The organism is Kitasatospora sp. NPDC058444, assembly GCF_042721415.1.
Taxonomy (GTDB): domain Bacteria; phylum Actinomycetota; class Actinomycetes; order Streptomycetales; family Streptomycetaceae; genus Kitasatospora.
In genome coordinates this window covers 82,584-108,744 of sequence record NZ_JBHXLL010000025.1, presented here as the reverse complement: position 1 = coordinate 108,744, position 26,161 = coordinate 82,584, and the positions used below count along the sequence as shown (strand labels likewise).

Annotated in this window: 16 protein-coding genes; 11 read left to right on the top strand and 5 right to left on the bottom strand. The window is 74.5% G+C overall.

What is annotated here, in order from left to right; genetic code table 11:
- Positions 1-108: 108 nt before the first annotated feature.
- Both ACFWP2_RS24900 and ACFWP2_RS24895 read right to left on the bottom strand, forming a co-directional pair.
- Positions 109-2,961 (bottom strand): hypothetical protein, encoded by a 2,853-nt coding sequence (locus tag ACFWP2_RS24900; protein ID WP_380455067.1) that lies wholly within the window; start codon positions 2,959-2,961, stop codon positions 109-111.
- Entirely contained in the window at positions 2,958-6,329 is a 3,372-nt protein-coding gene (locus ACFWP2_RS24895) for an ABC transporter permease (RefSeq protein ID WP_380455065.1), read from the bottom strand. Before ACFWP2_RS24895 ends, ACFWP2_RS24900 begins: the two co-directional genes overlap by 4 nt.
- 418 nt (positions 6,330-6,747) lie before the next feature.
- Here ACFWP2_RS24895 and ACFWP2_RS24890 point away from each other — a divergent pair, with 418 nt between their 5' ends.
- A complete protein-coding gene (locus ACFWP2_RS24890; protein WP_380455063.1) occupies positions 6,748-7,479 on the top strand; it encodes an ABC transporter ATP-binding protein in 732 nt (243 codons plus the stop codon).
- A 177-nt stretch (positions 7,480-7,656) separates the two neighbouring features.
- Here the strand turns inward: ACFWP2_RS24890 and ACFWP2_RS24885 are convergent, their stop codons facing one another.
- Complete coding sequence (locus tag ACFWP2_RS24885; RefSeq protein WP_380455061.1) at positions 7,657-9,279, bottom strand: FAD-dependent oxidoreductase; 1,623 nt, start codon at positions 9,277-9,279, stop codon at positions 7,657-7,659.
- A gap of 355 nt (positions 9,280-9,634) precedes the next feature.
- Positions 9,635-11,254, bottom strand: coding sequence for an alpha/beta hydrolase (locus ACFWP2_RS24880; RefSeq protein WP_380455059.1), 1,620 nt, complete (start codon positions 11,252-11,254; stop codon positions 9,635-9,637).
- Positions 11,255-11,833: 579 nt separating this feature from the next.
- Between ACFWP2_RS24880 and ACFWP2_RS24875 the strand changes: the two genes are divergently transcribed.
- The gene (locus ACFWP2_RS24875; protein WP_380455057.1) at positions 11,834-12,508 is read left to right on the top strand and encodes a TetR/AcrR family transcriptional regulator C-terminal domain-containing protein; all 675 of its coding nucleotides are present in this window, start codon (positions 11,834-11,836) and stop codon (positions 12,506-12,508) included.
- A 48-nt stretch (positions 12,509-12,556) separates the two neighbouring features.
- Here ACFWP2_RS24875 and ACFWP2_RS24870 read toward each other — a convergent pair whose 3' ends face one another.
- Positions 12,557-13,162 (bottom strand): TetR/AcrR family transcriptional regulator, encoded by a 606-nt coding sequence (locus tag ACFWP2_RS24870; protein WP_380455055.1) that lies wholly within the window; start codon positions 13,160-13,162, stop codon positions 12,557-12,559.
- Between the two features lie 331 nt (positions 13,163-13,493).
- On the opposite strand from ACFWP2_RS24870, the gene ACFWP2_RS24865 reads away from it, so the two are divergent.
- The 9 genes from ACFWP2_RS24865 to ACFWP2_RS24825 all read left to right on the top strand — a co-directional run bounded on the left by ACFWP2_RS24865 (position 13,494) and on the right by ACFWP2_RS24825 (position 26,103).
- Positions 13,494-14,711, top strand: coding sequence for an FAD-dependent monooxygenase (locus tag ACFWP2_RS24865; protein ID WP_380455053.1), 1,218 nt, complete (start codon positions 13,494-13,496; stop codon positions 14,709-14,711).
- A 33-nt stretch (positions 14,712-14,744) separates the two neighbouring features.
- On the top strand, positions 14,745-15,266 hold the full coding sequence (locus ACFWP2_RS24860; RefSeq protein WP_380455051.1) for a MarR family winged helix-turn-helix transcriptional regulator: 522 nt from the start codon (positions 14,745-14,747) through the stop codon (positions 15,264-15,266).
- Between the two features lie 114 nt (positions 15,267-15,380).
- Entirely contained in the window at positions 15,381-15,935 is a 555-nt protein-coding gene (locus tag ACFWP2_RS24855) for a hypothetical protein (protein ID WP_380455049.1), read from the top strand.
- Positions 15,932-16,798 carry an NmrA family NAD(P)-binding protein gene (locus ACFWP2_RS24850; protein WP_380455047.1) on the top strand — a complete coding sequence of 289 codons (867 nt, stop codon included), beginning with the start codon at positions 15,932-15,934 and terminating at the stop codon, positions 16,796-16,798. Before ACFWP2_RS24855 ends, ACFWP2_RS24850 begins: the two co-directional genes overlap by 4 nt.
- A gap of 411 nt (positions 16,799-17,209) precedes the next feature.
- The gene (locus ACFWP2_RS24845) at positions 17,210-21,172 is read left to right on the top strand and encodes a Pls/PosA family non-ribosomal peptide synthetase (protein ID WP_380455045.1); all 3,963 of its coding nucleotides are present in this window, start codon (positions 17,210-17,212) and stop codon (positions 21,170-21,172) included.
- 47 nt (positions 21,173-21,219) lie between these two features.
- The gene (locus ACFWP2_RS24840) at positions 21,220-22,545 is read left to right on the top strand and encodes a M1 family metallopeptidase (RefSeq protein WP_380455043.1); all 1,326 of its coding nucleotides are present in this window, start codon (positions 21,220-21,222) and stop codon (positions 22,543-22,545) included.
- A 168-nt stretch (positions 22,546-22,713) separates the two neighbouring features.
- Positions 22,714-24,093 carry a serine hydrolase domain-containing protein gene (locus ACFWP2_RS24835; protein WP_380455041.1) on the top strand — a complete coding sequence of 460 codons (1,380 nt, stop codon included), beginning with the start codon at positions 22,714-22,716 and terminating at the stop codon, positions 24,091-24,093.
- A gap of 337 nt (positions 24,094-24,430) precedes the next feature.
- Complete coding sequence (locus tag ACFWP2_RS24830; protein ID WP_380455039.1) at positions 24,431-25,273, top strand: GNAT family N-acetyltransferase; 843 nt, start codon at positions 24,431-24,433, stop codon at positions 25,271-25,273.
- Positions 25,270-26,103, top strand: coding sequence for a lysophospholipid acyltransferase family protein (locus ACFWP2_RS24825; RefSeq protein ID WP_380455037.1), 834 nt, complete (start codon positions 25,270-25,272; stop codon positions 26,101-26,103). The genes ACFWP2_RS24830 and ACFWP2_RS24825 overlap by 4 nt, the downstream gene beginning before the upstream one ends.
- Positions 26,104-26,161: the final 58 nt, after the last annotated feature.

Here is a 26,161-nt window from a genome sequence, read left to right as displayed (position 1 = left end):
CGCTCTCCACTGTCCCGGCGCCCCGGACCGCTGTCACGGCCCGTGCACCGCTCCCGGCCGCCGGCCGCGGCCTTCCTTCCGTGCCGCCGGGCGGCGCCGTTCCCGGCCTCACTGCCGCTCCCCCGCCCGCAGTTCGGTGGCGATCTGGCGCCGGCCGGCGATCAGCGTCTCCACCACCACGCCGAGGCCGACCACCAGGGTCAGACCGACGGTGGGCAGCAGCACCGGCATCACCGCCGGGGCCAGGCTCTCGGCGACCGTGGCGCCGACCAGGGCCGAGAGGTCGAAGGCGCCCCCGAGCAGGGCGACCGCGGCCAGCGCCACCAGGCCGCCGCCGACCGCCGCCGCCAGGGTCTGCGGCAGCGCCTCGGCGAGGATCAGGGCCAAGCCCTGCCGGGGCCGCAGGCCCATGGTGCGCAGCCGGGCGAGCACCGCCGTGCGCTCCGGCGCGGCCCGCAGCAGCGTCAGCAGCACGGCGAGCAGGGCGAACCCTGCGGCGGCGAAGCCCGCGTACCAGAACAGCCGTCCGGCGGCGTGCTGCACCGGGTCGGCGGCCAGCTCGGCGGTCTTCTCGCGGCTGCTGTGCACCGCGTACCCGGGGGGCAGTCCGGCGGAGGTCTTCCCCGCGGCCTTGGCCTCGTCCTGGATCAGCTTGCCGACGCGCCCCAGCTGCGCGCCGCCACCGAGGCCGCGCTCCATCAGCAGGGCGCGGACCCGGTCCGGGTCGACGTCGCCGACCGCGAACCACTTGTTCACCTTGGTCGCCCGCTTGAGCTCCGGCAGGTGCTCCGCGGCGGGGCCGGCCGGCACCACGACGAAGGGCTTGCCGGGGTCCGGCAGGGCGGGCGTGGCGCTGACGACCCCGGCGACGCTGGTGGCCATCTGGCTGCCGCTGGGCGTGCGCACCTGCGGTGCGCCCGAGGTCAGGCGCTTGGCCAGGTCCCGGCTGAACAGCGCGGGCACCGGGCCGTCCTTGCCGCCGGGTGCGGCGGCCAGCTTGGCCGGGTCGTACTCGCCGACCCCGACGGTGCGGGCGATCTCCGCGTAGGCGTCGGGTTCGACCACCACCAGGATGGCGTCGGTGGTGTCCCGGTCGCCGCCGATGAAGGTGGCCCGCTCCTCGATCCAGGCCCCGGTCGCGGCCCGGACGCCGGGCAGTTCGCCGGCCGGCTTGGTGAAGGCCTCCGGCAGGCTGGCGTAGACCGGGATGCTGACGGACACGTCGCCGCCGGTGGTGACGCGCGCGGCACGCGACCGGGACTGGTCCACGGTGGAGAGCACGGTGGCGCCGAAGCCGGTGGCCGTGACGGCGATCAGCAGGGCGAGCAGGGGCAGCGCGGAGGGCCGGCGCCGACCCGAGTCGTCGCGGGCGGCCCGGACCAGCCCGAGGAAGCCGACCAGCCCGCGGCCGCGGCCGGCGAGGGCCGCAAGCCAGCCGACCACGACCGGCTCGATCCTCGCCAGCAGCAGGCCGCCGGAGACGGCGAGCAGCAGCGGGGCGGCCACCAGCAGCGGGTCCACGCCTCCGCCGGGGTGGCCGACGCCGCGACGGCGGACCTCGGCCACGGCGGCGGCGGTGACGGCCAGCACGGCGAGTTCGCCGATCACCCGGCGCCAGCCGCCGGCCGGCCGCGGGCGGGCCCAGAGCCGCGCGGCCCGGGCCGGGAAGGCCAGGATCGCGAGCAGGGTCACGGCGAGTGCCAGCAGCACCGGGTTGCCCCAGCGGGGGGTGGGCAGCAGCACCAGTGCGAGGGCCGTGCCGAGCAGGGCGGCGGGCAGCACGGTCACCGTGCCCTCGCCGAGCAGCCGCAGCAGCACTCCGCTGCGTGAGGCGCCACGGGCTTGGAGCAGCCGGATCTCGGCGGCGCGCCGGTCCGTGCTGAGCGCCGCGGCCAGACAGAGCACCACGACCGCGACTCCGGCGACGCCGGCCGGCCCGATGGCGCCCAGCGGGGCCGCGGCCTGGTAGCGGGCGGTGGCCCGGACGAGGACGTCCGGCAGCAGCGAGTTGGCGTGCAGGTCGGCCCGGAGGGTCGTGTCGACCAGGGCGGTCATGCCGGGGCCGGCCGTGTACGAGCCGAGGGTCGCGCGGGTCCGGTCGAGCTGGTCGGCGCGCAGCTTGCCGGCGTCGACGGGCAGCCGCCAGAAGTCCTGGCCGGCCGAGCCCCAGCGGCCCAGCGCGGCCAGGCTGCCGCCGTCGACGAAGCCGCTGGTCCAGTACCAGGCGTCGTCGCCCTTGAGGCCCAGGCACGCCCGGGCCGGGCAGCCGAGCCCTTCCCAGAACGGTTCCTGGGGATCGTTGACCCGGTAGAGGCCGACCACGGAGCTGCGCAGCGAGACGGGTCCGTCGGTGCCGCTCTCGATGACGTCGCCGACCTTGATGTTGATGGCCTCGGCGGCCTGCTGGCTCAGCACGATCGGCAGCGGGCCGTCGGCCGGGGCGGGGCCCGGCCAGCTTCCCGCGGTCAGGGTCACCCGGTCGGCGAGGCCGTGCAGGTAGTACAGGCCGAGTGCCGGGGTGGCGTTGTCGGAGAGCCGGGTGAACCCCGGGTTGAACATCTGGCGCCCGGTCTTGGTCCGGGTGCCGTGGACCTCGCCGGACGGGCTCAGCGGCAACTGCCGCCCGATCTGCGCGGCGAGCTTCTGCTGCACGTCGTCGAGGTTGCCGGCGGTGTCGCCGGGGGCCGTCGCCGAGGTGATCTCCAGGTTGGTGACGTTGCCGCCCAGGCCGCGGGTGAACTCCTGGAGCGCGGTGTCCGCACCCCGGTCCGCGATCCGGGGGAAGGCCGCGGCCAGGAAGACGGTGACGAACGCGAGGGCCGCGGTGAGCAGCGCGGCCAGCGGCATCGCGCGCAGCCGGGTACGGACCCAGGGCGCGGGCCGTTGGGCCAGGGCGGGTCCGGACGCGGGCGGCGGGGCGGAGTCGGGGGTGGGCACGCGGGTGCCGGCCTTGGTGGTCACATCTCCTCCACGTGTCGCAGCCGGGAGGCCACGTCTCGACGCCGGCGCCCGACCAGGAAGGCCGACAGCAGCGGGACGACGGCGATCGCGGCCGCGAACAGCAGCGCCTGACCGAACGGCAGCTCGACCAGGGCCTCGGGCACCGGGCGGCGGGCGGCCGGGGTCAGCACCACGAAGGGCACGATCAGCCGGACGAGCAGGGCGCCGAGGGCGAGGCCGACGATCCCGCCGAGGCCGACCAGCACCGCGTTCTCGGCCGCGACGGTGCGGGCGACCTGCCTGCGCGGGGCGCCCAGGGCGAGCAGCAGCGCGGAGTCCCGGGAGCGCTCGTGGGCGGAGCCGGCCACCGCGGCGGCGAAACCGATCGCGGCGAGCACGGCGGTGACGATCGCGATGGCCATCAGCGCACTCTGCGGGGCGGCACCGACCGGGTCGCCGAGGAGCCCCTCGGAGACCTCGTCGTAGAGCGCGAGGTCCTGGCTCCCGGGGGCGCCGCGCAGGGCGGCGGCGGCCTCGGCCGGGGCGCGGTCGCCCGGCCCGGTGGCGGGCAGCCACCATTCGATGCGGGAGGGCAGGTTGCGGTCCTGGACGGCCAGCGCCCGGGCGACGGTGCCCAGGTCCAGCACCAGGGCCTGTCGGCCGGCCACCGGTACGGCCTCGACCACGCCGGTCACCTTGACCGGGACGACGACGCCGCTGAACGGCACCTGGAGGGTGTCGCCGACGGAAGCTCCGACGTCCTTCAGGTAGTCGCGGGTGGCGACGCCGTTGACGGCGGCCGGGAGCGGCGCCCCGGTCGGGGTCAGCACGGCGCGCACCGACTCGCCGAGGCCGCGGGCGGAGTGGTAGCGGACCGTGAACAGGCTCTCGGCGGTGGCGGTTTCGGAGGCGAGCGCGGCCACCGGCGTGGTGGCCGTGCCGCCGTTGCGCGAGGGCGGGGGCTTGAGGCTCCAGCCGGTGCCGGCCGGCACCGGGACGGTGGTGGACGGTCCGTCGGCGGTCTCCGAGACGGCCAGGCTCCGCACGTTGACCTCGCCCTCGCTGCGGTCGCCGAAGGCCACGGTCGCGCCGACCACGCTCAGCGGGGCGGCGACCGAGCCCACCGGGGCGTCGACCAGCGCGCCGAGCCGGATCGAGGAGCGGGCCTCGCCGTTCAGCGGAAGCTCTCCGAACGGGACCTTGTGGACCAGGCCGAAACGGTCGCGCAGCAGCAGGCGGACCTCGGGACGGACCGGGCTGCTGTACATCGTGGCCGTCTGGATCGTCTGGCTCACCGTGACGTCGGCGTCGATCCGCAGCGGGCGGCCGGGAAGCGCGATGCCGGCGGGGGCGGGGGCCGCGAGCGTGCCGAAGACCTCCGCGCCGGTCCTGCCGTCGAGCAGGTCGGAGCGGACCGGGACGCGCTCGGCGAAGGCGGCGGCGTCGACGGCCAACAGCTGACCGGTGCCGCCCTGCAGCGGCTGTTCGTCGCGCACCACCGGGACCAGCCGGTCGCCGCCGGGCAGGTTGCCGTAACGGCCGCCCTGGCCCATCGGGGCGTTGTGCGAGCCGGAGATGCGCAGGCCGCCGGCCGTGGTGAAAGCGGCCTGATCGCGCTGGGAGGAGGTCCAGGTGGCGTGCTGGCCGAGTGCCAGGACGCCGGTGGCCACGGCCATGACGAGCAGCAGGACGGGGCCGGTGGCGCGGCCGGGCCGGCGGGCGAGCTGCCAGCCGACCATGGCGGGCCCGAGGCCGCGGCCGCGGGCCGCCGCGCGGGCGCCGAACCGGGCGACGAGCGGGAGCAGCCGCAGCACCACCAGGGTGCCGGCGCACAGGGCGAGGGTCGGGGTGGCGACCAGCAGCAGGTCCACGTCGAGCCGGCCGCTGGAGTCGGGGGACAGCCCGCCGCCGTACTGGTCGAGCTGCTGGTAGGCGAGTGCGGCCAGGGCGAGCACGGCGAGGTCGCCACCGTTGCGGGCGACGCCGGAGACGACGGCCTGGCGGCGGCCGGCCCGGCGGCGCAGCGCGGCACCGACGCCGCGCACCACACTGGGCACGGTGGCCAGCAGGATGCAGGCGAACGCGCAGACCACGGCCACCGGCCAGAGCGACCAGCTGATGCCGGTCTCCAGGGTGATCGGGTGGGAACTGCCGAGGCCGGCCAGCGCGCGGACCAGGAACGGGGTCAGCAGCGGTGCGAACAGTGCTGCGGGCAGAGCGAGCAGCAGCGACTCCAGGGCGGTGAAGGAGCCGAGCCGGAAGGCCGAGGCGCCGCGCGCGGCGAGCATCTCGTTCTCGGACTCCTGCCGTGCGGAGATCAGGTGGACGACCAGCAGCAGGGCCGCCGCGGCGAGGACCGCCAACTGGAGGGCGCCGATCAGCAGGGTGGACCGGGCGACCACCATGCTGTCCGCCAGCTCGCGCATGATGTCGGGCAGTTCGGTCTTCGCGCCGAGCGAGGCGGTGCTCCGCAGGTCCTCGGAGAGGCCCCGGGCGCGGTCGCCGACGGCCTGCGCGGTGGCCCGGTCGGTGCCCGAGAAGTCGGCGTCCAGCGACCAGCCGAGGCCGCTCTGGATCAGACCGGCGGTGCTGAAGGCACTCTGGTCCACCATCATCGGGCCGTAGGTGGTGAAGCCGCCGACCTCGATCTCGTGGCCGCCGACCGGGTCGATCCGCCAGTACGGGGCGGCCGGGTCGGTGGCCCGGTAGACGCCGGTGATCCGGACGGTCAGCGGCTTGCTGTCGCTCCGGTCGACGAGCCGGACCTCGGCGGGCAGGGCCTGCTCGGTCAGGCCGAGCCGGCGCAGCAGGCTCTGCGGGACGGCGACCTCCGGGGCGGCGGACTGGACCGGCCCGGTGGCGGCGCCCGGCCAGGCGCCGGCCAGCAGTTGGACCCGGCCGCGGTCGAGGTCGGCGAGGACCGTGAGGTCGAGCTGGGCTCCGGCGGTCTGGGCTCCGGGGGCTTGGGGGGTGGAGGCCTGGGGGGTGGGGGCGGGAGCGGCGGGGGCGGTGCCCGCGCCGCTGCCTGTCGCGCCGCTGCCTGTCGCGGTGCCATCAGCGGCGTTGCCGGGGGCCGGCGGCAGGCTGTAGGAGCGGCTGCGCGTCAGACTGTCGGTGTGCACGGGCAGGTCGCCGAAGAGCTTCTGCCGGTAGGCGGCGAGCGCCGCCTCGTCCTTGGTCCGCTGGTCGCCTCCGTGCTCGCCGGTCACCGCCACCGTGGTCCGGGCGTGACCGGGCCCTTGGAGCGCCTGCCGCAGGCCGGCTTCACCGACGCTGCTGTTGAAGGCCACCAAGGCGGTCAGCACGGACGTGGTGATCAGCACCGCAAGCAGGACGGCGGCAGCCAGCGGCACTCGCCCGCGCAGTCGGCGCACGACGAAGCCGAGCATCAAGTTCCTCCCCCGGATTTACATCCCCGGTTGCATCCCCGGGCCCCGCGCATCGATCCGGTCCGAGGACAAGTCGGCCACAGACGGACACATCGCGAGCGCACCGGCGCAGTGATCACCGGCAATCGGTCGCCGGATAGCGGACGATGCTGTCAGATTCGATCGAGGAACGGAAGGGACTTGCGCGAATCAAGTAGGCAATGAGCAAATTCCTTTCATTGGTAGCATCCCGGCCAGGGATGCCCCACTTGAAATGCCATGAACACTTCACAAATCTGGCTTCGGTGCGCTCCTTTGCCCCGGGAGACCGTCTTTTCGGATTCCCGCCCGGGAACGTGAACCACCGTCGCAGATATATCCGTAGACCCGGACGGGACCCGGACGGAACCGGGCCGCCACGCCCACAGGGGGACGCCGCATGACGCAGCATCAGGCCGCCACCGCCGACACCACCATCACGCCGATGGTGGCCGTGACCGACCTCCGCCGGAGCTTCGGCACCGGAGAGCGGACCGTGCACGCCCTGCGCGGCGTGTCGTTCACCGTCGGACGCGGCGAACTGGCCGCGCTCAAGGGCCGGTCCGGCTCCGGCAAGACCACCCTGCTCAACCTGGTCGGCGGTCTGGACGCCCCGACCGGCGGCAGCATCGCCCTGGACGGCATCGACCTCGCCAGCCTGGACGAGGACGGCCGGCTCGCCCTGCGGCGGGAGCGGATCGGCTTCGTCTTCCAGTCCTTCGGGCTGATCCCGATGCTCACCGCCGCCGAGAACGTCGGCGTACCGATGCGGCTGCGCAAGGCCCCGGCCGCCGAGCGCGAGGAGCGCGCCCACACCCTGCTCGCCCTCGTCGGTCTGGCCGACCACGCCAACCAGCGCCCCGGCGAACTATCCGGCGGCCAGCAGCAGCGCGTCGCCATCGCCCGCGCGCTGGCGAACGAGCCCAGCCTGATCATCGCCGACGAGCCGACCGGTCAGCTGGACTCGGAGACCGGCCGCTCGATCATGGAGCTGCTGCGCGCGGTGGTGCGCAGCGAGGGCGTCACCGTGCTGGTCGCCACCCATGACCCGACGCTGATGGGGCTCGCCGACCGGGTGATCGAGGTCCGGGACGGACGGATCATCGAGGAGGAGGCGGAGCGGGCCGCCTAGCGGAGCGGGGCCGGGGGTCGTGTCACGGGTGCGGGGATGCGGGGTGCCTCCCCGCACCTCCGGGGCACCTGACCTTTCTCCGGACGCGCCGGCACGGCTGCGGAGCACTCTCCCGCCTCCGGGGCTCTGGCAGATCTCCGGAGCTCCGGCAGGTCTCCGGGGCTCCGGTGCTCGGCCTCAGGGCCTGGCCGGGATGATCGACTGGGCATGGTGGAACACCTCCTCCCCGTCCCAGTAGGCCTTCGTGCGTTGCAGCCGCGGGTAGTTTCCCTTGTAGTAGAGGCGTGGGTAGGCCGGGTCGGGCTGGTTGGCGGTGCCCAGATCGACGTCCGGGTAGTTGACGTAGGCACCGTCCGTCGCCGTGTCGACCTCGGGGATCCCGCCCGTCCCCCGGTAGACGTCGCGGTACAGCCCGCTCAGGTAGACCAGGTGCTTCTGGTCCTCGGCCGGGTCCGTCCAGTGCGTCTGGTACTGCAGCTTCATGATCGAGTCGCGCTGCGGGACGGCCGTCTCCTCGGGACGCCGGGTGTTGATCCGGCAGCCGTAGGAGTCGATCTGGACCAGCGTGTCCGAGAGGTCCGCCCCCTCCACGTCCCGCACCAGCCATTCCCAGAAGGCGGCGATCTGCTCCGGCGCGAACGGCTCCCGGTGGTAGGCCGACTTGTACTTGCCGCGCTGGTTGTCGCCGGAGGGATTGAGCGTCATGGTCGCCTGGAACCAGGGCATCTGGCGCCGCGTGTCCGGGTAGGGCAGGAACAGCCCGCCGGCCGCCCTGCTCTGCACCGTCGAGCGCGTCGCCATCCCCTGTTCGACCGCCGCCACGAAGGCGTCGAGCGGGCCCGGGTCCTCGCCGTCCCACTGGCTGAAGAGGACGACGTTCCCGTTGGAGTGGTGGGTGAGCTTGAGGATGGCGAACAGCCCCTGGTACAGCGGCTCCTGCGGGCCGCTGTGCTCGGCCATGAAAGCGCCGAAGTTGGCCACCAGGGCCTCGAAGTCCTGGGGCCGCTCGAGCAGTTCGGCCCAGGGCCAGGCCACGCTGCTCAGCCAGACCCGGGGCGGCGGCTGGGGCACGTCCGGGGCGAAGTGGTACCGCAGCACCACCCCGAAGTTCCCGCCCCCGCCGCCGGTGTGGGCCCAGAAGAGGTCCTGCTCGGGCGAGCCCTTCGCGTCCTCGCGGTGCGCCTGCGTCACCACCGCGCGGCCACCCCGGACGGTGACCACGTCGACCTGGACGAGGTGGTCCACGGTGAGCCCGTGCCGCCGGGAGAGCAGGCCGTACCCGCCGCCGCAGACGTGCCCGCCCGCGCCGACCGAGTAGCAGGACCCGGCGGGAACGGTGACGGCGTACTCCCGGAAGAGCGTGGTGTAGACGTCCCAGTTGGTGGCGCCGCCCTCGACGCCGTACGTGGGCCGGCCGAACTTGTCGGTCGAGGCGGCGACGCCGCGCATCGTGCCGAGGTCGAGGATGACGCCGCCGTCGTTGTCGACGAAACCCTCGTAGCAGTGGCCGCCACCGCGGACCGTCGGCCGTAACCCACCGTCCAGCGCGCGGTTCAACTCGGCGACCGCGTCCGCCTCGTTGCCCACCAGCCGGATGGAGGAGGGGCTGCTGCTCCACCGCTGGTTGAAGCCCTGGGCGAGGGTCTGGTACCGGGGATCGCCCGCCAGCACCGAGCGCCCCTTGGGCAGTTCCCGGTGCGCGGCCTCGGCCGCCGCCGCACCCGTGGAACCGACGGTGATCCCGGCGGCCGCCGCACCGGCACCGCCCAGGAAACCCCGCCGCGAGAATTCGTCCTGCATGGCCCGCCCCCACCTTCCCGAGTTCGAGAGAAGCCGGCGGCCCGCACGCTAACACGGATATTCGACCGTGGGAATTTGTTATTGAATAGTGTGACAGTACGTCATTTTCGCTGCCCCATCCGGGCCATGACCTCCGCCGTTGTGCCGGAACCCGATTGTCAGTGGCATGGGCTACGGTCGCCGACGACTCGCAGGAATCCGCTCCACCGGAGGTTCGATGACGATCCGCTTCCGCATTCTCAGGACTTTCCCGGCCCTCCGGGAAACCGTCCGGAAAGCACGATCGTGGTGGCCGGCAGCACCGCCGACCACCACGATCGTCAACTCCTCCCCCGGCTCACCGGGGGCCGTTCCGTCAGACCGCCGGGAAGATCTCCGCGTCCGGCTTCAGCAGCTGGCCGGGCGCCGGCGCGGTGCCGTCCACCAGGTAGCGGGTGACCAGCTGGTTCAGCGCCTTGCTACGGCCCACGGCGCAGTGCTCGATCGAGTCGACGCTCACCAGCACCGCGTTGCCCAGCTCCTGCTGCATCCGCTGGGCGAACTTGTACTGGGTGGCCGGGTCGTAGAGGTTGCCGATCACCATCACGGTGTTGGAGGTCTTCTTGTTCCACGGGCCGGAGAAGCGCTCGGCGTCCCGGGCCGGGGCCGGCCAGCTCGCGCACGCGGGCGCGTCGAAGGCCTGGTAGCGACCGAAGGTCGGCATGTCCTGCTCCCAGACCTTGGCCGCGTTCGCGAACACCCGGTCGTTGGAGGGGTACGGCTTGTCCTGGCAGTTGACGGCCAGGTAGGAGTCGTCCGCGGTGTACTCGGAGTCGACCGGGGCCTCCCGCAGCGCCGTCCGCGGGACGTCCACCGAGAGCAGGTTGGCGTCCTCGTCCGAGACGTTCGCCTGCGGGGCCAGCAGGGCGGCCGCGGCCGGCTTCTGGAACACCTGGTAGGTCGCCTGGAGCGACTTGGCCAGCGGGGCCAGCTTGGCCTGCGAGTACAGGGCGCTGGCCACCTCCCCGGTGAAGCTGCTCAGGGTCACCTGGGAGCCGTTCGGCAGCGTGATCGGGCTGGTCCGCAGGTGGTCGCGGAGCTGGTCGAACTTGGCCCGGGTGTCGCCCTCGCCGAAGGCGCAGCGCGGGGCGCCGGCGGCCTGGCAGCGCTTGAGGAACTCGTCCAGGGCGATCTCGAAGCCGTTCGCCCGCTGGCGGTCGTACTCCATGCCGTTGTGCAGGCGCAGGTTCGGGTCGACGTTGCCGTCGACGATGATCGCGCGGACCTTGTTCGGGTACATGTTGGCGTACGTCGAACCGATCAGGGTGCCGTAGGAGAACCCGGCGAAGGAGAGCTGGGAGTCACCGACGGCGCGGCGCATCCGGTCGAGGTCGCGCACCACGTTGATGGTCGACATGTGCTCGATCAGCGGGCCGGCGTTCTTGCTGCACGCGTCGCTGTAGTCCTGGTCGGCGTCGAGCGTCCCGTTGATCTCGGCCTTGGTGACCGGCACGCCGACCATGCGGTTGGTGACCGCGTCGGCGTCCTCCTGGGTCTTGAAGCACTTGAGCGGGTTGCTCCGGGCCACGCCGCGCGGGTCGAAGCCGACCAGGTCGAACTTGGACTGCACCTCGGCACCGAAGCGGCTGGTCGTCGCCCACAGGTAACCACTGCCGCCCGGGCCACCGGGGTTGAGGAACAGCGAGCCGATCCGCTTCGACGGGTCGCTCGCCCGCCGCCGCATCATGGCGATGCCGATCTTCTCACCCGACGGGTTGTCGTAGTCCAGCGGCACGGGGTAGACGGCGCAGTCGTAGATGCCGGGGTCCGGCTTGCTCGGGTCGGGGTTGCACGGCGTCCAGGGGACGGGATCGACCTTCGCCTCGACCAGGCTCGGGGCCTGGTCGATGGGCGCCGCCGACGCGGCGACGGCGGTGCCGGTGACAAGTGCGAGAGCGCAGGTGACCGCTCCGGCCAGCGTGGATATGCGGGACAAGGAACCTCCTCCGTACTGAAAAGGGCGGCCCCAGCCTGTCAGTCGGAGATCTCTGTGGGAAGACCTGGGAGCGGCGTAAATCATCCACCCGACGCAAAACCCCAAGCGAAATATTCTGTGAATGAACCAACTTGACGGTTGATTGACCTGATGTCTCGTCATCCGGTTCGCCGATCGGCCGACGGAAGTCCGGGTTCGACGGGGCCTGAACAGGCGAGCTGGACCCCCGGGCAGCCGGCGGCCCGGGAGCGCCGCTATTGCGCGACCGGACGCGACGGGTCGCCCTCGGCGACGACCCGGCAAACGGCATGCGGCGTCGGCGGGCCGACCAGGTCCTTGATCCGCTCGAAGCGGAGCGCCTCGACCGGCGCCACCCGCTCCGTCCACGCCTCGACGGACTCCGACCCGTGGTCGCCCTCGACCAGCGCGATGGTGACGATCTCCCTCGGGCACCCTCCCCAGAGTTTTTCTTACAGTGCAAGAAGTTGACGCCGAGTAGTTGTCTTCTTGCACTGCAAGACTTGTCAAGGGGTCCGAGCCGCACACCCCGGTGGAGCACACCGGGCGAAGGAGGAACCGATGCCGACCCGGCGCACCCGCCCGCGGACGGGACTGACCCGCGAGAAGGTCATCGACGCCGCGCTCGCCTACGCGGACGAGCACGGGCTCGCCGCGCTCTCCAACCGGAAGCTCGGTGCGGCGCTCGGCGTGGAGGGCATGACGCTCTACTACTACGTCCCCGGCAGGACCGCCCTGCTCGACGGCATGGTGGAGCGCCTGCTGGAGCTGTCGGCCGGCAGTCTGTTCGCCGAGCCTCACGGCCCGTGGACGGAGGTGGTCCGGGACTTCGCCGTCGAGCTGCGCCGACTGCTGCTCGACCACCCCGCCATGCTCACCGTGCTGGCCACCCGCCCGGTCGCCACGCCGGCCGCCCTCGCCCTGCTGGAACGCGGCATCGCCGTGCTCCACGCGGACGGCGTCCCGCTCGGCGACGCGCTCGACGTGCTCAACTCCGTCGCCCGGTGGACCATCGGGCACACACTGGGCGAGGTCGGCGAGACGCCGGACCACGAGGGCACCGAACCCCGGCCCGAACAGTTCGCCGCCCTGGACCACGAGCTCTACCCCGGCCTCGCGCAGGCCTTCGCCACCGGCGAGGGCCTCGACTCCGAGCAGTGCTTCCACCGCACCCTGCGCATCCTGCTCGCCGGCTACGCCGCCGAGCTGAGGCACCCGCACGAGCGCGAGTCCTGACCGGACGAGGGGCGGCCCCGCCCTGCCGGGCCGGGCGGCCGGCGCGGCTCAGCTCGCGGCCGCTCCCCGCAGGGCGGCCGCCACCAGCCCCTGGATCGCGTCCGCCCCGGGCTCGCCGCCGCCCACCAGATGTTCGAAGACCAGTCCGTCGATGCAGGCCAGCAGCGTGGCCGTCCGCCCGTCGGGGTCGGCCACGCCCTGGGCGGCGAGGAACTCACGGACGGCGGCGCGCCCGGCGTTCTCCCGGGGTACGAGGATCTCGCGCAGCTCGGGATCGCGCACGCTCTCCACCGCACAGGCGTACCGGGCGAGCGAGCGCCGCCGCCCGTCACCGGAGAGTCGGCGGCGCATCAGCTCCGCGATCCCCTCGGACAGTTCCGCCGCGGAACGGACCGGCACCTGCTCCCCCATGGCGTGCAGCTCGCCCTGGTCCAGCTCCACCAGCCGTCGCACCAGCGCGGTGAGCAGGGCCTGCCGGGTCCGCAGGTAGGCCGAGGTGGTCCCGACCGGCAGCCCGGCCGCCGCGTCGACCGCCCGGTGGGTCAGTCCACGCACGCCGAGGTCCGCCAGCACCCCGATCGCGGCGTCCGCCAGCGCCGTCCGCCGGTCCGGCCGCCCCGCATCGTCCCGCTTCTGCTCCTCGTTTCGCCGCATCCCCCCTTTCTACCGGGACCGCGGCACCGGCCACGCACCACCTCGCCCCAGGCCAGCCACCGACCCGCCGTCACCACCTCGCCCCACCACCCGGACGAACCCTCTGTCACCCACCTCCGTCCGTCACGTCCTCGCAGCCCCACCACCGGGCCGCCCGCCGCCCGGGCCCCCTCCACCCCTGCGGCCCGCCACCACCCGGGCCTTGCTCCGGCAGCCACCGACCATGTCCCTGGCGCCCCCTCCGCCGCTCCTCCGCCGGCCGCCGGCCGCCCCGTAGTACGCTCCTTCTACAACTGTAGAAAACAGTACGGCGACACGGGAAGGACCGGGCATGAGCGGCAACAGCGCGGTGGTGGTCGGGGGCGGGATCGGCGGGCTGGCGGCCGCGATCGGGCTACGGCTGGCGGGGTGGGACGTGACCGTGGTCGAGCGGGCGGACGTCCTGGACGATGCGGGCGCCGGCATCTCCCTGGCCGCCAACGGGATGCGCGCGCTCGGCGCCCTGGGGGTCGGTGAGGCGGTCGAGGCGGCCGCCCGCCGCCAGTACACCGGCGGCACCCGGACCCCGGACGGGCGCCGGCTCGCCGCGATGGACGGCGCGGCGCTGGAGCGCGAGCTGGGCGCCCCGATCGTCGGGATCCCCCGCGCGGCCCTGCACCGCATCCTGCGCGAGGCGCTGCCCGCCACCTCCCTCGTCATCGGCTCCGAGGTGACCGAGGTAACCGAGGTGACCGAGGGGGACACCACCCGGCCACCCCGGGTCCGGGTCGGCGTCGGCGGCACGACCCTGGAAGCCGACCTCCTGGTGGCGGCCGACGGCATCAACAGCCGTCTCCGGCGCCGACTCTTCCCCACTCACCCCGGGCCGGTCCACAGCGGCTCGACGGTGCTGCGGGCGATCACCGAGCGCCCGGTGGACGGCCTGAAGGCCGACTTCGAGATCACCTGGGGCCACGGCGCCGAGTTCGGCCACATCGCCTTCCCGGACGGCACCGCCGAGTGGCACGCGGTCCTGAACGCGCCGGCCGGGGTCCGCTACCGGGACCCGCTGACCGAGGTCCGCCGCCGCTTCGGGCGCTGGCACGAGCCGATCCCCTCGCTGCTGGCCGCGACCCGGCCGGAGGCGGTGCTGCACCACGACGTCAGCGAGCTGGCCACGCCGCTGCCGTCCTACGTGTCGGGCCGGGTCGCGCTGCTCGGCGACGCGGCGCACGCCATGACGCCGCACCTCGGCCAGGGCGCCTGCCAGGCACTGGAGGACGCGGTGACCCTGGCGGCGGCGCTCGCCGAGGCCCGGACGGTCGAGGACGCGCTCGCCCGTTACGACGCGGCCCGCCGCCCGCGCAGCCAGACCGTGGCCCGCGACGCCCGCCGGGCCGGCCGGATGGGCCAGCAGCTCGCCCACCCGCTGGCGGTCGGCCTGCGCAATGCCGCGATCCGGCTCACCCCGCCCGGCGCGATGGTCCGGACCGTCCTGCGGCACGCCGACTGGACTCCGCCGCGGATCGTTCCCCGTGCCGCCTGGACACAGACCGACGACGCGGCTTGACCGGGGATCAGGTTAGGCGCCATATTACTTCTCGTGACCCAGCACTCCGAGGGCGGCCCCACGGCCCCCAGTCTCGACCAGGTCCGCCGCCAGATCGCCCACTACGGCCTCGCGGCCGATCCGCAGGCGATCCTGGTCGCGACCCGGCTGATGGCGGCGGGGGCCCGGCTCGGCCAGGCCGGCGAGGTGCACTTCAGCCGCTTCGGCCTCTCCACCGGCCGCTACCGGCTGCTGGCGGACCTGGAGGACCACGGCGGCGAGAAGTCGCCCTCCCAGCTCGCGGCGAGTCTCGGCGTCTCCCGGGCGACCGTGACCGGCCTGGTCGACGGCCTGGAGCGGGAGGGCCTGGTGGCCCGCCGACCGTCCACCGAGGACGGCCGCGGCAATGTGGTGATCCTCACCGCACGGGGCGCCGACAGGCTGCGGGAGCTGGCCCCCGAGCACTTCGCCCGGATGCAGGCGCTGGTCGGGGGCCTCTCCGTCGAGGAGCGCGGCACCTTCCTGGATCTGCTGGCCCGCGTGGTCGCGGGCATGGACGCACTCACCGAGGACTGATCCGCCCCGGGCGGGCCGCCGGCCGGCGGCCCGCCTCCCTTCAGCCCCAATAGTTAGCCACCTAAGCACAAATACTTAGCTGCCTAATCATAAGCGAGAGGAAGCTCCGATCCCATGAGCAAGAAGGCCCCCGGCGCTCCCCCGCCGTTCGTCCTGTGGCGCGAGGTCCTGGTCGCCTACGCCATGCCCGCCGCGATGGCCGGGACCGGCGGCGCCGCCACCGGGCAGCCACAGTTGGTGGCCGCCGCACTCACCACCATCGGCGGCACCTCCGCCCTGGTGGCCGCGACACTCGGCGCCGCCCTGCGCCGCCGCCCCGTCCGCGGCCGGCCGCCCCGGACCCCGCGGTGGCTCGCCGCCGCAGCCCTCGGTCTGGTCTCCGCCGCGCTCGGGCTGGCGGTCGGCCTCGCCGCCGACCACTGGCTGCCGCGGATCCCGGCCCTCGCCGACAGCCCGTGGCCGCGGCGGCTGCCGATCGACCTGCCGGTCTCCTCGGCGATCGCCGCCACCATCACCACCTGGCGCTGGCGCGGCAGCCGGCCTGCCCGCACGGCGCAGCACCGGCTCCACGCCACGCCGCCGTCCGGCGCAGCGCAACCCAGCGCATCCCGAGCCGAACCCGCACTTCGACCCCAGACCGCACCCCACCCCGAAAGGCAGACGTCATGATCGTCATCATGGGCGCCGGTGGCGCCACCGGCGGCGCCACCCTGCGCAGCCTCGCCGCCCTCGGCGCACCGAGCCGCGCCCTCAGCCGCGATCCCGCCCGGCTGGCCGCCACCCTCGACGAGCGCACGCTCGCCCGGACCGCCACCCTCCCGGCCGACGCCGCCGACCCGGCCTCCCTGCGCGAGGCCTTCCGCGGCGCGCACCAGCTCTTCCTCACCATGGCCAACGGCCCGCAGCAGGTCCGGTACGAGCTGAACGCGATCGAGGCGGCGCTCGACTGCGGCGTGGAGCACATCGTCAAGGTCTCCGCGCCCGCCGCCGAGCCGGACTCCCCCGTCGCCGTCTCCCGCGGCCACCACCTGATCGAGGAGCGGCTGCGGTCCTCCGGCATCACCACCACCGTCCTGCGGCCGTACGCGTTCATGCAGAAGCTGCTGCTCCTGGCGCCCGGAATCGCCGCCGCCGGCGTGGTGCACGGCGCGCTGGGCCAGGCGCGGTGCAACTACGTGGACGTCCGTGACATCGGGGACGCCGCGGCCGAGGTGCTGACCCGCCCCGAGTCGGCCGGCGGCACCTACCCGCTCACCGGTGGCAGGGCGTACAGCTACCCGGAGCTCACCGCGCTGCTGGGCGAGCTGCTCGGCCGACCGGTCCGCTACGTCGACCTGAGCCCGTCCGAACTGCACGCCCAGCTGGTCGGCCGGGCCGGGATGCCGCCCTGGCTGGCTGACCACGTGGTGGAGATCCAGCAGCTCGCGGTGGTCCGCGAGGAGACCCCGGACGGCTGCTTCCTCCGCCTCACCGGACGCGCTCCGCGTACGCTGGAGGCCTTCCTGGGCGAGAACCTGCACCGGTTCCGCTGAGCACCGGACAGGACGGCGGGCCGGGCCCCGCACCGGAATCGGACCGGAATCCGATCCGGAAATCGGCCCGGAAATCCCGGCCCGCCACCTTCCACCACCCGAAGGGAGCAGGAATCACTGTGGCGTGGATCACGGTCGAGAAATCGACCTGACGGTCCGTCAATTCTTCTGACGCCTCATCACATCGATGCCGAGAAGCATCAGTTGTTGACTGACGTTTTGTCAGATTCGGCCATTCCAGCGCCAGTTGGGCCGAGTGTTCGCTCCTGCCGGCTCACCCGCCCGGGGCTACCATCGGTCGGGTTGTCAGCTCCGGCCCGGAGTGGGAGCAGCTGATCAGGCGGTGCTCCCACCGCCCCAGGGGCCGGGCATCGGTCGGAACGGGGCGAGGACGAGGAGCGCACGGCTGCCATGACAGCTGAACCGAGCCACCCGGAGCAGCACGCCACGCCACCGCAGGAGCCCGCCCAGGCGGCGCCGCCGCGTCCCGAGCAGGCACCCGAGCAGGCCACCGAGCACGCACCCGGAAAGGCCCCCGAGCAGGTACTGGCCCTGTTCCCCGGCCGCCCGGCCGCCGCCCCCCGCACCCTGGTCGACGTGCTGGACGCCACCGTGCGCGCCCACCCCGACGAGCCCGCCCTGGACGACGGGCACACCGTGCTCAGCTACCGCGCCCTGGCCGGCGAGGTCGAGCAGTTGCGCCGCCGGCTGGCCGCCGCCGGGATCGGCCCGGGCGACCGGGTGGGCGTGCGCGTGCCCTCCGGCACCAACGACCTGTACGTCTCGATCCTCGCGGTGCTCGCCGCCGGTGCCGCCTACGTCCCGGTGGACGCCGAGGACCCGGACGAGCGCGCCGAGCTGGTCTTCGGCGAGGCCGCCGTCGCCGCCGTGCTCGGTGCCGGGCGCGGCCTGGCGACCACCGGCGAGCGCGCTCCCGCCCTGGAGCGCCGCCCCACCCCGGCCGACGACGCCTGGATCATCTTCACCTCCGGGTCGACCGGCAAGCCCAAGGGCGTGGCCGTCACCCACCACAACGCCGCCGCCTTCGTGGACGCCGAGGCCGCGCTCTTCCTCCAGGAGGAGCCGATCGGCCCCGGCGACCGGGTGATGGCCGGTCTCTCGGTGGCCTTCGACGCCTCCTGCGAGGAGATGTGGCTGGCCTGGCGGCACGGCGCCTGCCTGGTGCCGGTCCCGCGCTCCCAGGTGCGCAGCGGCGCCGATCTGGGGCCCTGGCTGGCCGAGCAGGAGATCACCGTGGTCTCCACCGTCCCGACCCTGGCCGCGCTGTGGCCGGCCGAGGCGCTCAACGAGGTGCGGCTGCTGATCTTCGGCGGCGAGGCCTGCCCGCCCGAGCTGGTGCAGCGCCTGGTCACCGAGGGCCGCGAGGTGTGGAACACCTACGGCCCCACCGAGGCCACCGTGGTCGCCTGCGCCGCGCTGCTGACCGGCGAGGGCCCGGTGCGGATCGGCCTGCCGCTGGACGGCTGGGACCTCGCCGTGGTGGACGAGGCCGGTGTGCCGGTCGCCCCCGGCGGCACCGGGCAGCTGGTGATCGGCGGTGTGGGCCTGGCCCGCTACCTCGACCCGGAGAAGGACGCCGAGAAGTACGCGCCGCTGCCCTCGCTGGGCTGGGAGCGCGCCTACCGCAGCGGTGACCTGGTCCAGGCCGACCCGGCGGGTCTGCTGTTCCTCGGCCGCACCGACGAGCAGATCAAGCTGGGCGGGCGCCGGATCGAGCTCGGCGAGGTCGACGCGGCCCTGCAGGCCCTGCCCGGCGTGGCGGGCGCGGCGGCCGCCGTGCGGACGGCCCGCGGCGGCAACCAGCTGCTGGTCGGCTACCTGGTCGTCCAGGACGGCTTCGACCGCGAGCAGGCCGTCGAGCGGCTGCGCGCCGAGCTGCCCGCCGCCCTCGTGCCGCTGCTGGCGACCGTCGAGACCCTGCCCACCCGGACCTCCGGCAAGGTCGACCGGGCCGCCCTGCCCTGGCCGCTGCCCGAGCTGGAGAGCGCCGGCCCGAGCGAGGAGCTGTACGGCACCGAGGCCTGGCTGGCGGAGCAGTGGTCGGAGATCCTCGGCGTGCGGGTCGGCGGCCCGCGCGACGACTTCTTCGCGATCGGCGGCGGCAGCCTGGCCGCCGCCCGGCTGACCACCCTGCTGCGCACCCGCTACCCGAGGGTGGCCGTGCTGGACATCTACCAGCACCCGACGCTGCGCAAGCTCGCCCGGCACCTGGAGCGGTCCGCCGGAGAGAGCGCCGAGACCCGCACCGTCACCCTGGTGCCGACCAGGGCCAAGCTGCTTCAGCTGCTCCTGCTGATCCCGCTGTTCACCGTGGTCGGCCTGCGCTGGACGGTCGCCCTGCTGGCGGCCGGGAACCTGCTCACCCACCTCGGCGACTTCCCGTGGGCGCCCACCGCCTCCTGGTGGTGGGTCGGCGCGGGCGCGCTCGCCCTGTACACCCCGCCGGGCCGGCTGGCCCTCGCGGCGGGCGGCGCCCGGCTGCTGCTGCGCGGCGTGCGTCCGGGCAGCCACCCGCGCGGCGGCTCCGTCCACCTGCGGCTGTGGACCGCCGAGCGGCTCACCGAGCTGAGCGGCGCGGACTCGCTGTCCGGCGCCTGGCTGGTGCGCTACGCCCGGGCGCTGGGCGCCAAGGTCGCGCCCGAGGTGGACCTGCACTCGCTGCCGCCGGTCACCGGGATGCTGAAGCTGGGCCGCGGCTGCGCGGTCGAGGCCGAGGTGGACCTGTGCGGCTACTGGCTGGACGGCGACCGGCTGCTGATCGGCCAGGTCAAGATCGGTTCCGGTGCCGTGGTCGGCACCCGTTCGACCCTGCTGCCCGGCGCCCGGGTCGGCAAGCGCGCCCAGGTGGCGGCCGGCTCCAGCGTCACCGGACAGGTGCCGACCGGCCAGCGCTGGGGCGGCGCGCCCGCCGTCAAGCTGGGCCGCGCCGAGCGCACCTGGCCCAAGGAGCGCCCGGCCCGCCGGGCCCGCTGGGCCGCGCTGTACGGCGTCGGCGGTGCTGTGCTCGGCCTGCTCCCGGTGCTGCCCGCGCTCGCCGCGCTGGCCGTGCTGTCCCGCTTCGTCGACCAGGGTGCGGCCCTCGGCCCGGCGCTCGGCGGCGCACTGCTGGGGCTGCTGCCCGCCACGCCGGCGTTCGGCGCGGTGTACGCGGCGCAGCTGGTGGTGCTGGTGCGGCTGCTGAGCATCGGCCTGGTGCCCGGGACGCACCCGCTGCACGGCCGGGTGGGCTGGCAGGCGTGGACCGTCACCCAGCTGATGGACCGGGCCCGCGAGGTGCTGTTCCCGCTCTACGCCGGGCTGGTCACGCCGCTGTGGCTGCGCGCCCTCGGGATGCGGGTCGGCCGGGGCGCGGAGGTGTCCACGGTGCTGGCGCTGCCCAGTCTGACCACGGTCGGCGACGGCGCGTTCCTCGCCGACGACACCCTGATGGCCCCGTACGAACTGGGCGGCGGCTGGGTGCGGCTCGGCGAGGCGAAGGTCGGCGAGCGGGCGTTCCTCGGGAACTCGGGGATGACCGCGCCGGGCCGCGCGGTGCCCAAGCGCGGCCTGGTGGGCGTGCTGTCGGCGACGCCGGCGAAGGCGAAGAAGGGCGGGTCGTACCTGGGCATGCCGCCGATGCGGCTGCCGCGCTCGGCGGACCAGGCCGACCAGAGCCTGACCTACGAGCCGCCGGCCCGGCTGCTGTGGGCGCGCGGGCTGGTCGAGGTGGGCCGGCTGGTCCCGGTGCTGGCCTCGGGGGCGCTGGGTCTGCTGACCGTGGCGGCGCTGTCCTGGCTGGCGGCCGGCTCGCCGCTGACCGCCGCGCTGCTGTCGGGCCTGGTCCTGCTGGCGTCCGGCGCGGTGGCCTGCGTGGTCGCGGTGGCGGCCAAGTGGGTGCTGGTCGGGCGGTTCCGCGCGGTGGAGCACCCGCTGTGGAGCGGCTTCGTGTGGCGCAACGAGCTGGCGGACACCTTCGTGGAGATGCTGGCGGTGCCGTGGCTGGTCGGTGCGGTGCCGGGCACCCCGGTGCTGAACCTGTGGCTGCGCTCGCTGGGCGCGCACGTCGGCCACGGGGTCTGGTGCGAGAGCTACTGGCTGCCGGAGGCGGACCTGGTCACCCTCGGTGACGGGGTCACCGTCAACCGGGGCTGCGTGGTGCAGACCCACCTCTTCCACGACCGGATCATGCGGATGGATACTGTGGTCCTCCGCGAGGGCGCCACCCTGGGCCCGGGCGGCATCGTGCTGCCCGGCAGCACGGTGGGCGCGCGCAGCACGCTGGGCCCGGCCTCGCTGGTGATGCGCGCCGAGTCCGTCCCCGCCGACACGCGGTGGCTGGGCAACCCGATCGAGGCGTGGCAGACCACGTCGTGACCACCTCCCCGTCCCCCCGTCCCGGCCCACAGGAAGCGCACGCCCCCGTGAAGCCCAAGCACGTCCCCGCGGCCGCCGGTGCCCCGGACCCGTACTTCCCGAACAGCGGCGACCACCGCTACCGGGTGCACCGCTACGAGCTGGCGCTGGACTACCGGCCCGGCCCCAACCGGCTGGCCGGCTCGGCCCGGCTGAGCGCGGTGGCGGACGCGGCGCTGGCGGAGTTCGCGCTCGACCTCGCCGAGTTCCGGATCGGACGGGTGCTGGTCGACGGCCGGGCCGCCCGGTACACCCACCGCGGCGGCAAGCTGCGGATCCGCCCGGCCAAGGCGCTCGCGCCGGGCGCGGCGTTCACCGTCGAGGTGCACTACACCGGCAACCCGCGGCCGGTGCGCAGCCCGTGGGGCGGCCTGGGCTGGGAGGAGCTGACCGAGGGCGCGCTGGTGGCGAGCCAGCCGGTCGGCGCGCCGTCCTGGTTCCCGTGCAACGACCGCCCCGCCGACAAGGCGACCTACCAGCTGGCCGTCACCACGCCGTCGCCGTTCACGGTGGTGGCGAGCGGCCGGCTGCTGACGCGCACCACCAAGGCGTCCAGCACCACCTGGGTGTACGAGCAGAGCGCGCCCACCCCGACGTACCTGGTGACGGTGTCGATCGGGCACTACCGGCCGGTACCGCTGGCGGTGCGCCCGGCGGTGCCGCAGACCGGCTACGTTCCGGAGCGGCTGGCCGCCGCGTTCGGCCGGGACTTCGCCCGGCAGCCGGAGATGGCGGCGTACTTCGGCGAGGTCTTCGGCCCGTACCCGTTCGGCGAGTACGCGGTGGTGATCGCGGACGAGGAGCTGGACGTCCCGGTGGAGGCGCAGGGCGTCGCCACCTTCGGCACCAACCACCTCGGCGGCGGCTGGGAGCGCGAACGGCTGATCGCGCACGAGCTGGCCCACCAGTGGTTCGGCAACAGCGTCACGATCGCCGACTGGCGGCACATCTGGCTCAACGAGGGCTTCGCCAAGTACGCGGAGTGGCTCTGGTCCGAACACGCCGGCGGCCCGGGCGCGGCCGTGCACGCCGCCGCCGCGCACCGGCTGCTGGCCGGGCTGCCGCAGGACCTGCGGCTCGCCGACCCGAGCCGGAAGCTGATGTTCGACGACCGGCTGTACCAGCGCGGCGGACTGGTGGTGCACGCGCTGCGGCGGGCCCTGGGCGAGGACACGTTCTTCGCGATGCTGCGGGACTGGACGAGCGCCAACCGGCACGGCGTGGTCGCCACCGCCGACCTGCGCGCCCACGCCGCCCGGTACACCGCCGACCCGCTCGGCCCGCTCTTCGAGGCGTGGCTGGAGCGGCCGGAGCTGCCGCCGCTGCCGGACTGAGCGCCGTGCCGGGTCCGGGGCCGGGTCGATCCGTCGCCCGGGCCCGCGGCCGGGTTGATCCGTCGCCCGGACCAGGGTCCGGTCGACCCGTCGGCCGGGTTAATCGGTCGGCCCCGGGGCCGGGCTGGGCTACTGTCCGTGCACATGTCGATGAGTCCAGAAGCCCATATGACCGACCTGCCCCGTGAGCTGCTGCCCGCCACCCGCCGTGCCCTGCTGCACCGTCTCGCCGTCGCCCAGGCCGAGGGGCGCACGCCCTCGATGGTCGCCGGGGTGCTGCGGGACGGACAGCCGGTGTGGAGCGGCGCCCGCAGCATGGTCGACGGGCACGCGCCGACCCCGGACGTCCAGTACCGGATCGGCTCGCTCACCAAGACCTTCGTCGCCGTGCTGGTGCTGCGGCTGCGCGACGAGGGCCTGCTCGACCTCGCCGACCCGCTCTCCCGCCACCTGCCCGGCACCCCCGCCGACGGGGCGACCGTCGCCCAGCTCCTCTCGCACTCCTCCGGTCTGACCGCCGAGACCCCCGGCCCCTGGTGGGAGCGGACCGAGGGCACGCTGCGGCCCGGCCTCGGCGACATCCTGGAGGCCGAACGGCCGCTGAAGCACCCGGCCGGGCGGGTGTACCACTACTCCAACCCCGGCTACGCGCTGCTCGGCGCGCTGGTGGAGAGGCTGCGCGGCGAGTCCTGGGGCGAGGTGCTGCGCCGCGAGGTGCTGGCCCCGCTCGGCATGGACCGCACCACGCTGCTGCCCGAGCACCCGCACGCCGGGGGCTTCGCCGTCCACCCCTGGGCCGACGTCATGCTGCCCGAGCCGCTCACCGACACCGGCCTGATGGGCCCGGCCGGTCAACTCTGGTCCACCGTCGGCGACCTGGCCCGCTGGGCGGCCTTCCTGACGGCCGGCGACGACAAGGTGCTGTCCGCCGGCACCCTCGCCGAGATGCGCCGCCCGGCCGTCGCCCCGGACGATTCCGAGTGGACCATCGGCTACGGTCTCGGCCTGCAACTGCGCCGCCACGAGGGCCGGTTGCTGTACGGGCACACCGGCTCGATGCCCGGTTTCACGGCGGGGCTGTGGATCAGCGAGGCCGACGGCCTGGCCGCCTACGCCCTCTCCAACGCCACCAGCGGCGCCAGCGCCGCCGCGCTGGCCGCCCAGCTGATCGCGCTCACCGCCGAACTCGAGCCCCGGCTGCCCGAGCCGTGGCGCCCGCTGGCCGAGGTTGACGCGGAGCTGCTGGAGCTCACCGGCCCCTGGTACTGGGGCGCCGCACCGACCGCCCTGCGGCTGCGGCCCGGGCGGGAACTGGAGCTCACGCCGCTCACCGGCACCGGCCGGGGCTCGCGCTTCCGGCCCGAGCCGGACGGCACCTGGACCGGCGTGGAGAACTACTACGCGGGCGAGACCCTGCGGGTGGTCCGCCACCCCGACGGCACCGTCAGCCACCTCGACGTCGGCTCCTTCGTCTACACCCGCGAACCGTACGGCCCGGGCGGCGCCGTCCCGGGCGGGGTCGACCCGCAGGGCTGGCGGGCGTTCTGAGCCGCCCGCCGCGGGCGTGACACCGGCGAACGTCACGGTCGCGGCGTGCCGACACAGGTGTGACGACAGGGGCGTACGGTGCGGCCGTACGCCCCTGCGGCGCGTGTTGTCCACCTCCGGCGGACGAGCACCGGGTGCCGGGCAAGTGACCACCGGGCCACGGGTGTTCCCATTCAACAGGTGCACATCTGCGCTCCTCCGGGCCGCAACATAAATGCCAACCGATTCGGAGAGACATACGGGGACCGGTTCGCGTCCATGCTCAACCGCCTGCGGACCGGAACGGTGCCCTGGTGACCCACGGCACCGCCGATCGTGCTGCCCTGGAGGGTCCGCCATGACCACCGTCCCCACGTACGCTCCGTCCGCAGTCACCCCCGCCCATGACGCCCCGGCGGTCCCCGCTCCTCGCCCCCGGCCCGCCGCCCCGGCCGCCCCGGCCACGTACACCGTCTCCCTCGCCCGCGACGAGGACGACGTGCGTGCCGCCCAGCGGTTGCGTCACCAGGTCTTCGGCGCCGAGCTGGGCGCGGTGCTGCACAGCCCGGTCGAGGGCCTGGACGTCGACCCGTTCGACGAGTTCTGCGACCACCTGCTGGTCCGCGAGGGCGAGCAGGGCACCGTCGTCGGCACCTACCGGCTGCTGCGCCCGGAGGCCGCCCGCCGGGCCGGCCGGCTGTACTCCGACGGCGAGTTCGACCTCTCCGCGCTCGCGCCGGTCCGCCCCGGCCTGGTCGAGCTCGGGCGCTCCTGCATCAGCCCGGAGCACCGGGGCAACGGCGCCGTCATCAACCTGATGTGGGGCGGCATCGCGCGCTACCTGGCCGACACCGGCAACACCTGGGTCGGCGGCTGCTGCTCGATCGAGCTGGCGGACGGCGGCGCCACCGCGGCCCGGGTCTGGGACACCGTCAGCGCCAAGTACCTGGCGCCCGAGGAGTACCGGGTCACCCCGCACCGCCGCTGGGACGCCACCGGAGTGGCACGCGCCGAGCGGGGCGCCCTGCCGGCCCTGCTCCGCGGCTACCTGCGACTGGGCGCCTGGGTCTGCGGCGAGCCCGCGTACGACCCGGACTTCGACTGCGCCGACCTGTACGTGCTGCTGTCGCTGGAGCGCACCGACCCGCGCTACCTGCGGCACTTCCTGTCCGGCGTACCCGCCTCGGGCGCCTCGTCATGAGTGTCTGGCTGCCCACGGCGACCTGCCGGCCCGAGACCTGCCTGGCCGACGCCTCGCCGGAGGTCTCCCACCCCCGGCGGGCGCTGCGGCTGACGGCCTGTCTGGCCGCCGTACTGGCGGGGGTCGTGCTCATCCTGCCGGTCCGGCTGTTCCCGTACCGCGTCCGGATCCGGCTGGTCCGGTTCTGGGCGCGGGTGGTGCTGCGCGCTCTCGGGGTGAGCGTCCACCTCACCGGAGCCTACGGAACGGGCGACGGAACGAGCGACGGCGCGGGCGGCGGGGTGCTCGTGGTGGCCAACCACGTGTCCTGGCTGGACATACCGCTGCTCGCCGCCGGACGTCCGGGCCGGTCGCTGGCCAAGACCGAGGTCCGGCAGTGGCCGGTGCTCGGCCCGCTGATCGCCTGGTGCGGCACCGTCTTCCTGGACCGCGACCGGCTGCGGACACTGCCGGACACGGTCGCGGCGGTGGCCGAGGTGCTGCGCTCCGGGCAACCGGTGATCGTCTTCCCGGAGGGGTCGACCTGGTGCGGGCGGGAGAGCGGCCGGTTCCGGCCCGCCCTGTTCCAGGCGGCGGTGGAGGCGGGGGCCGACGTCCAGCCGGTGAGGATCCGGTACCGGCTGTCGGACGGGCGGCCGACCAGCGTGCCCGCCTTCATCGGGGACGACGGGCTGCTCACCTCGCTCGCCCGGGTGGTCGCGGCCCGCGGACTGGTCGCCGACGTGACCTTCCTGCCGACGGTACCGGCGCCCGGCCCGCAGCCCGCCCGGGCGGGAGCCCGGCGCGAGCTGGCCCGCAGGGCGCAGGCGGCGATCGAGGGCATCCGCTGACCGACCGCCGGTGCGACGGTCCGTGCGGCAACCGGTGCGACGGTCCGTGCGGCGACCG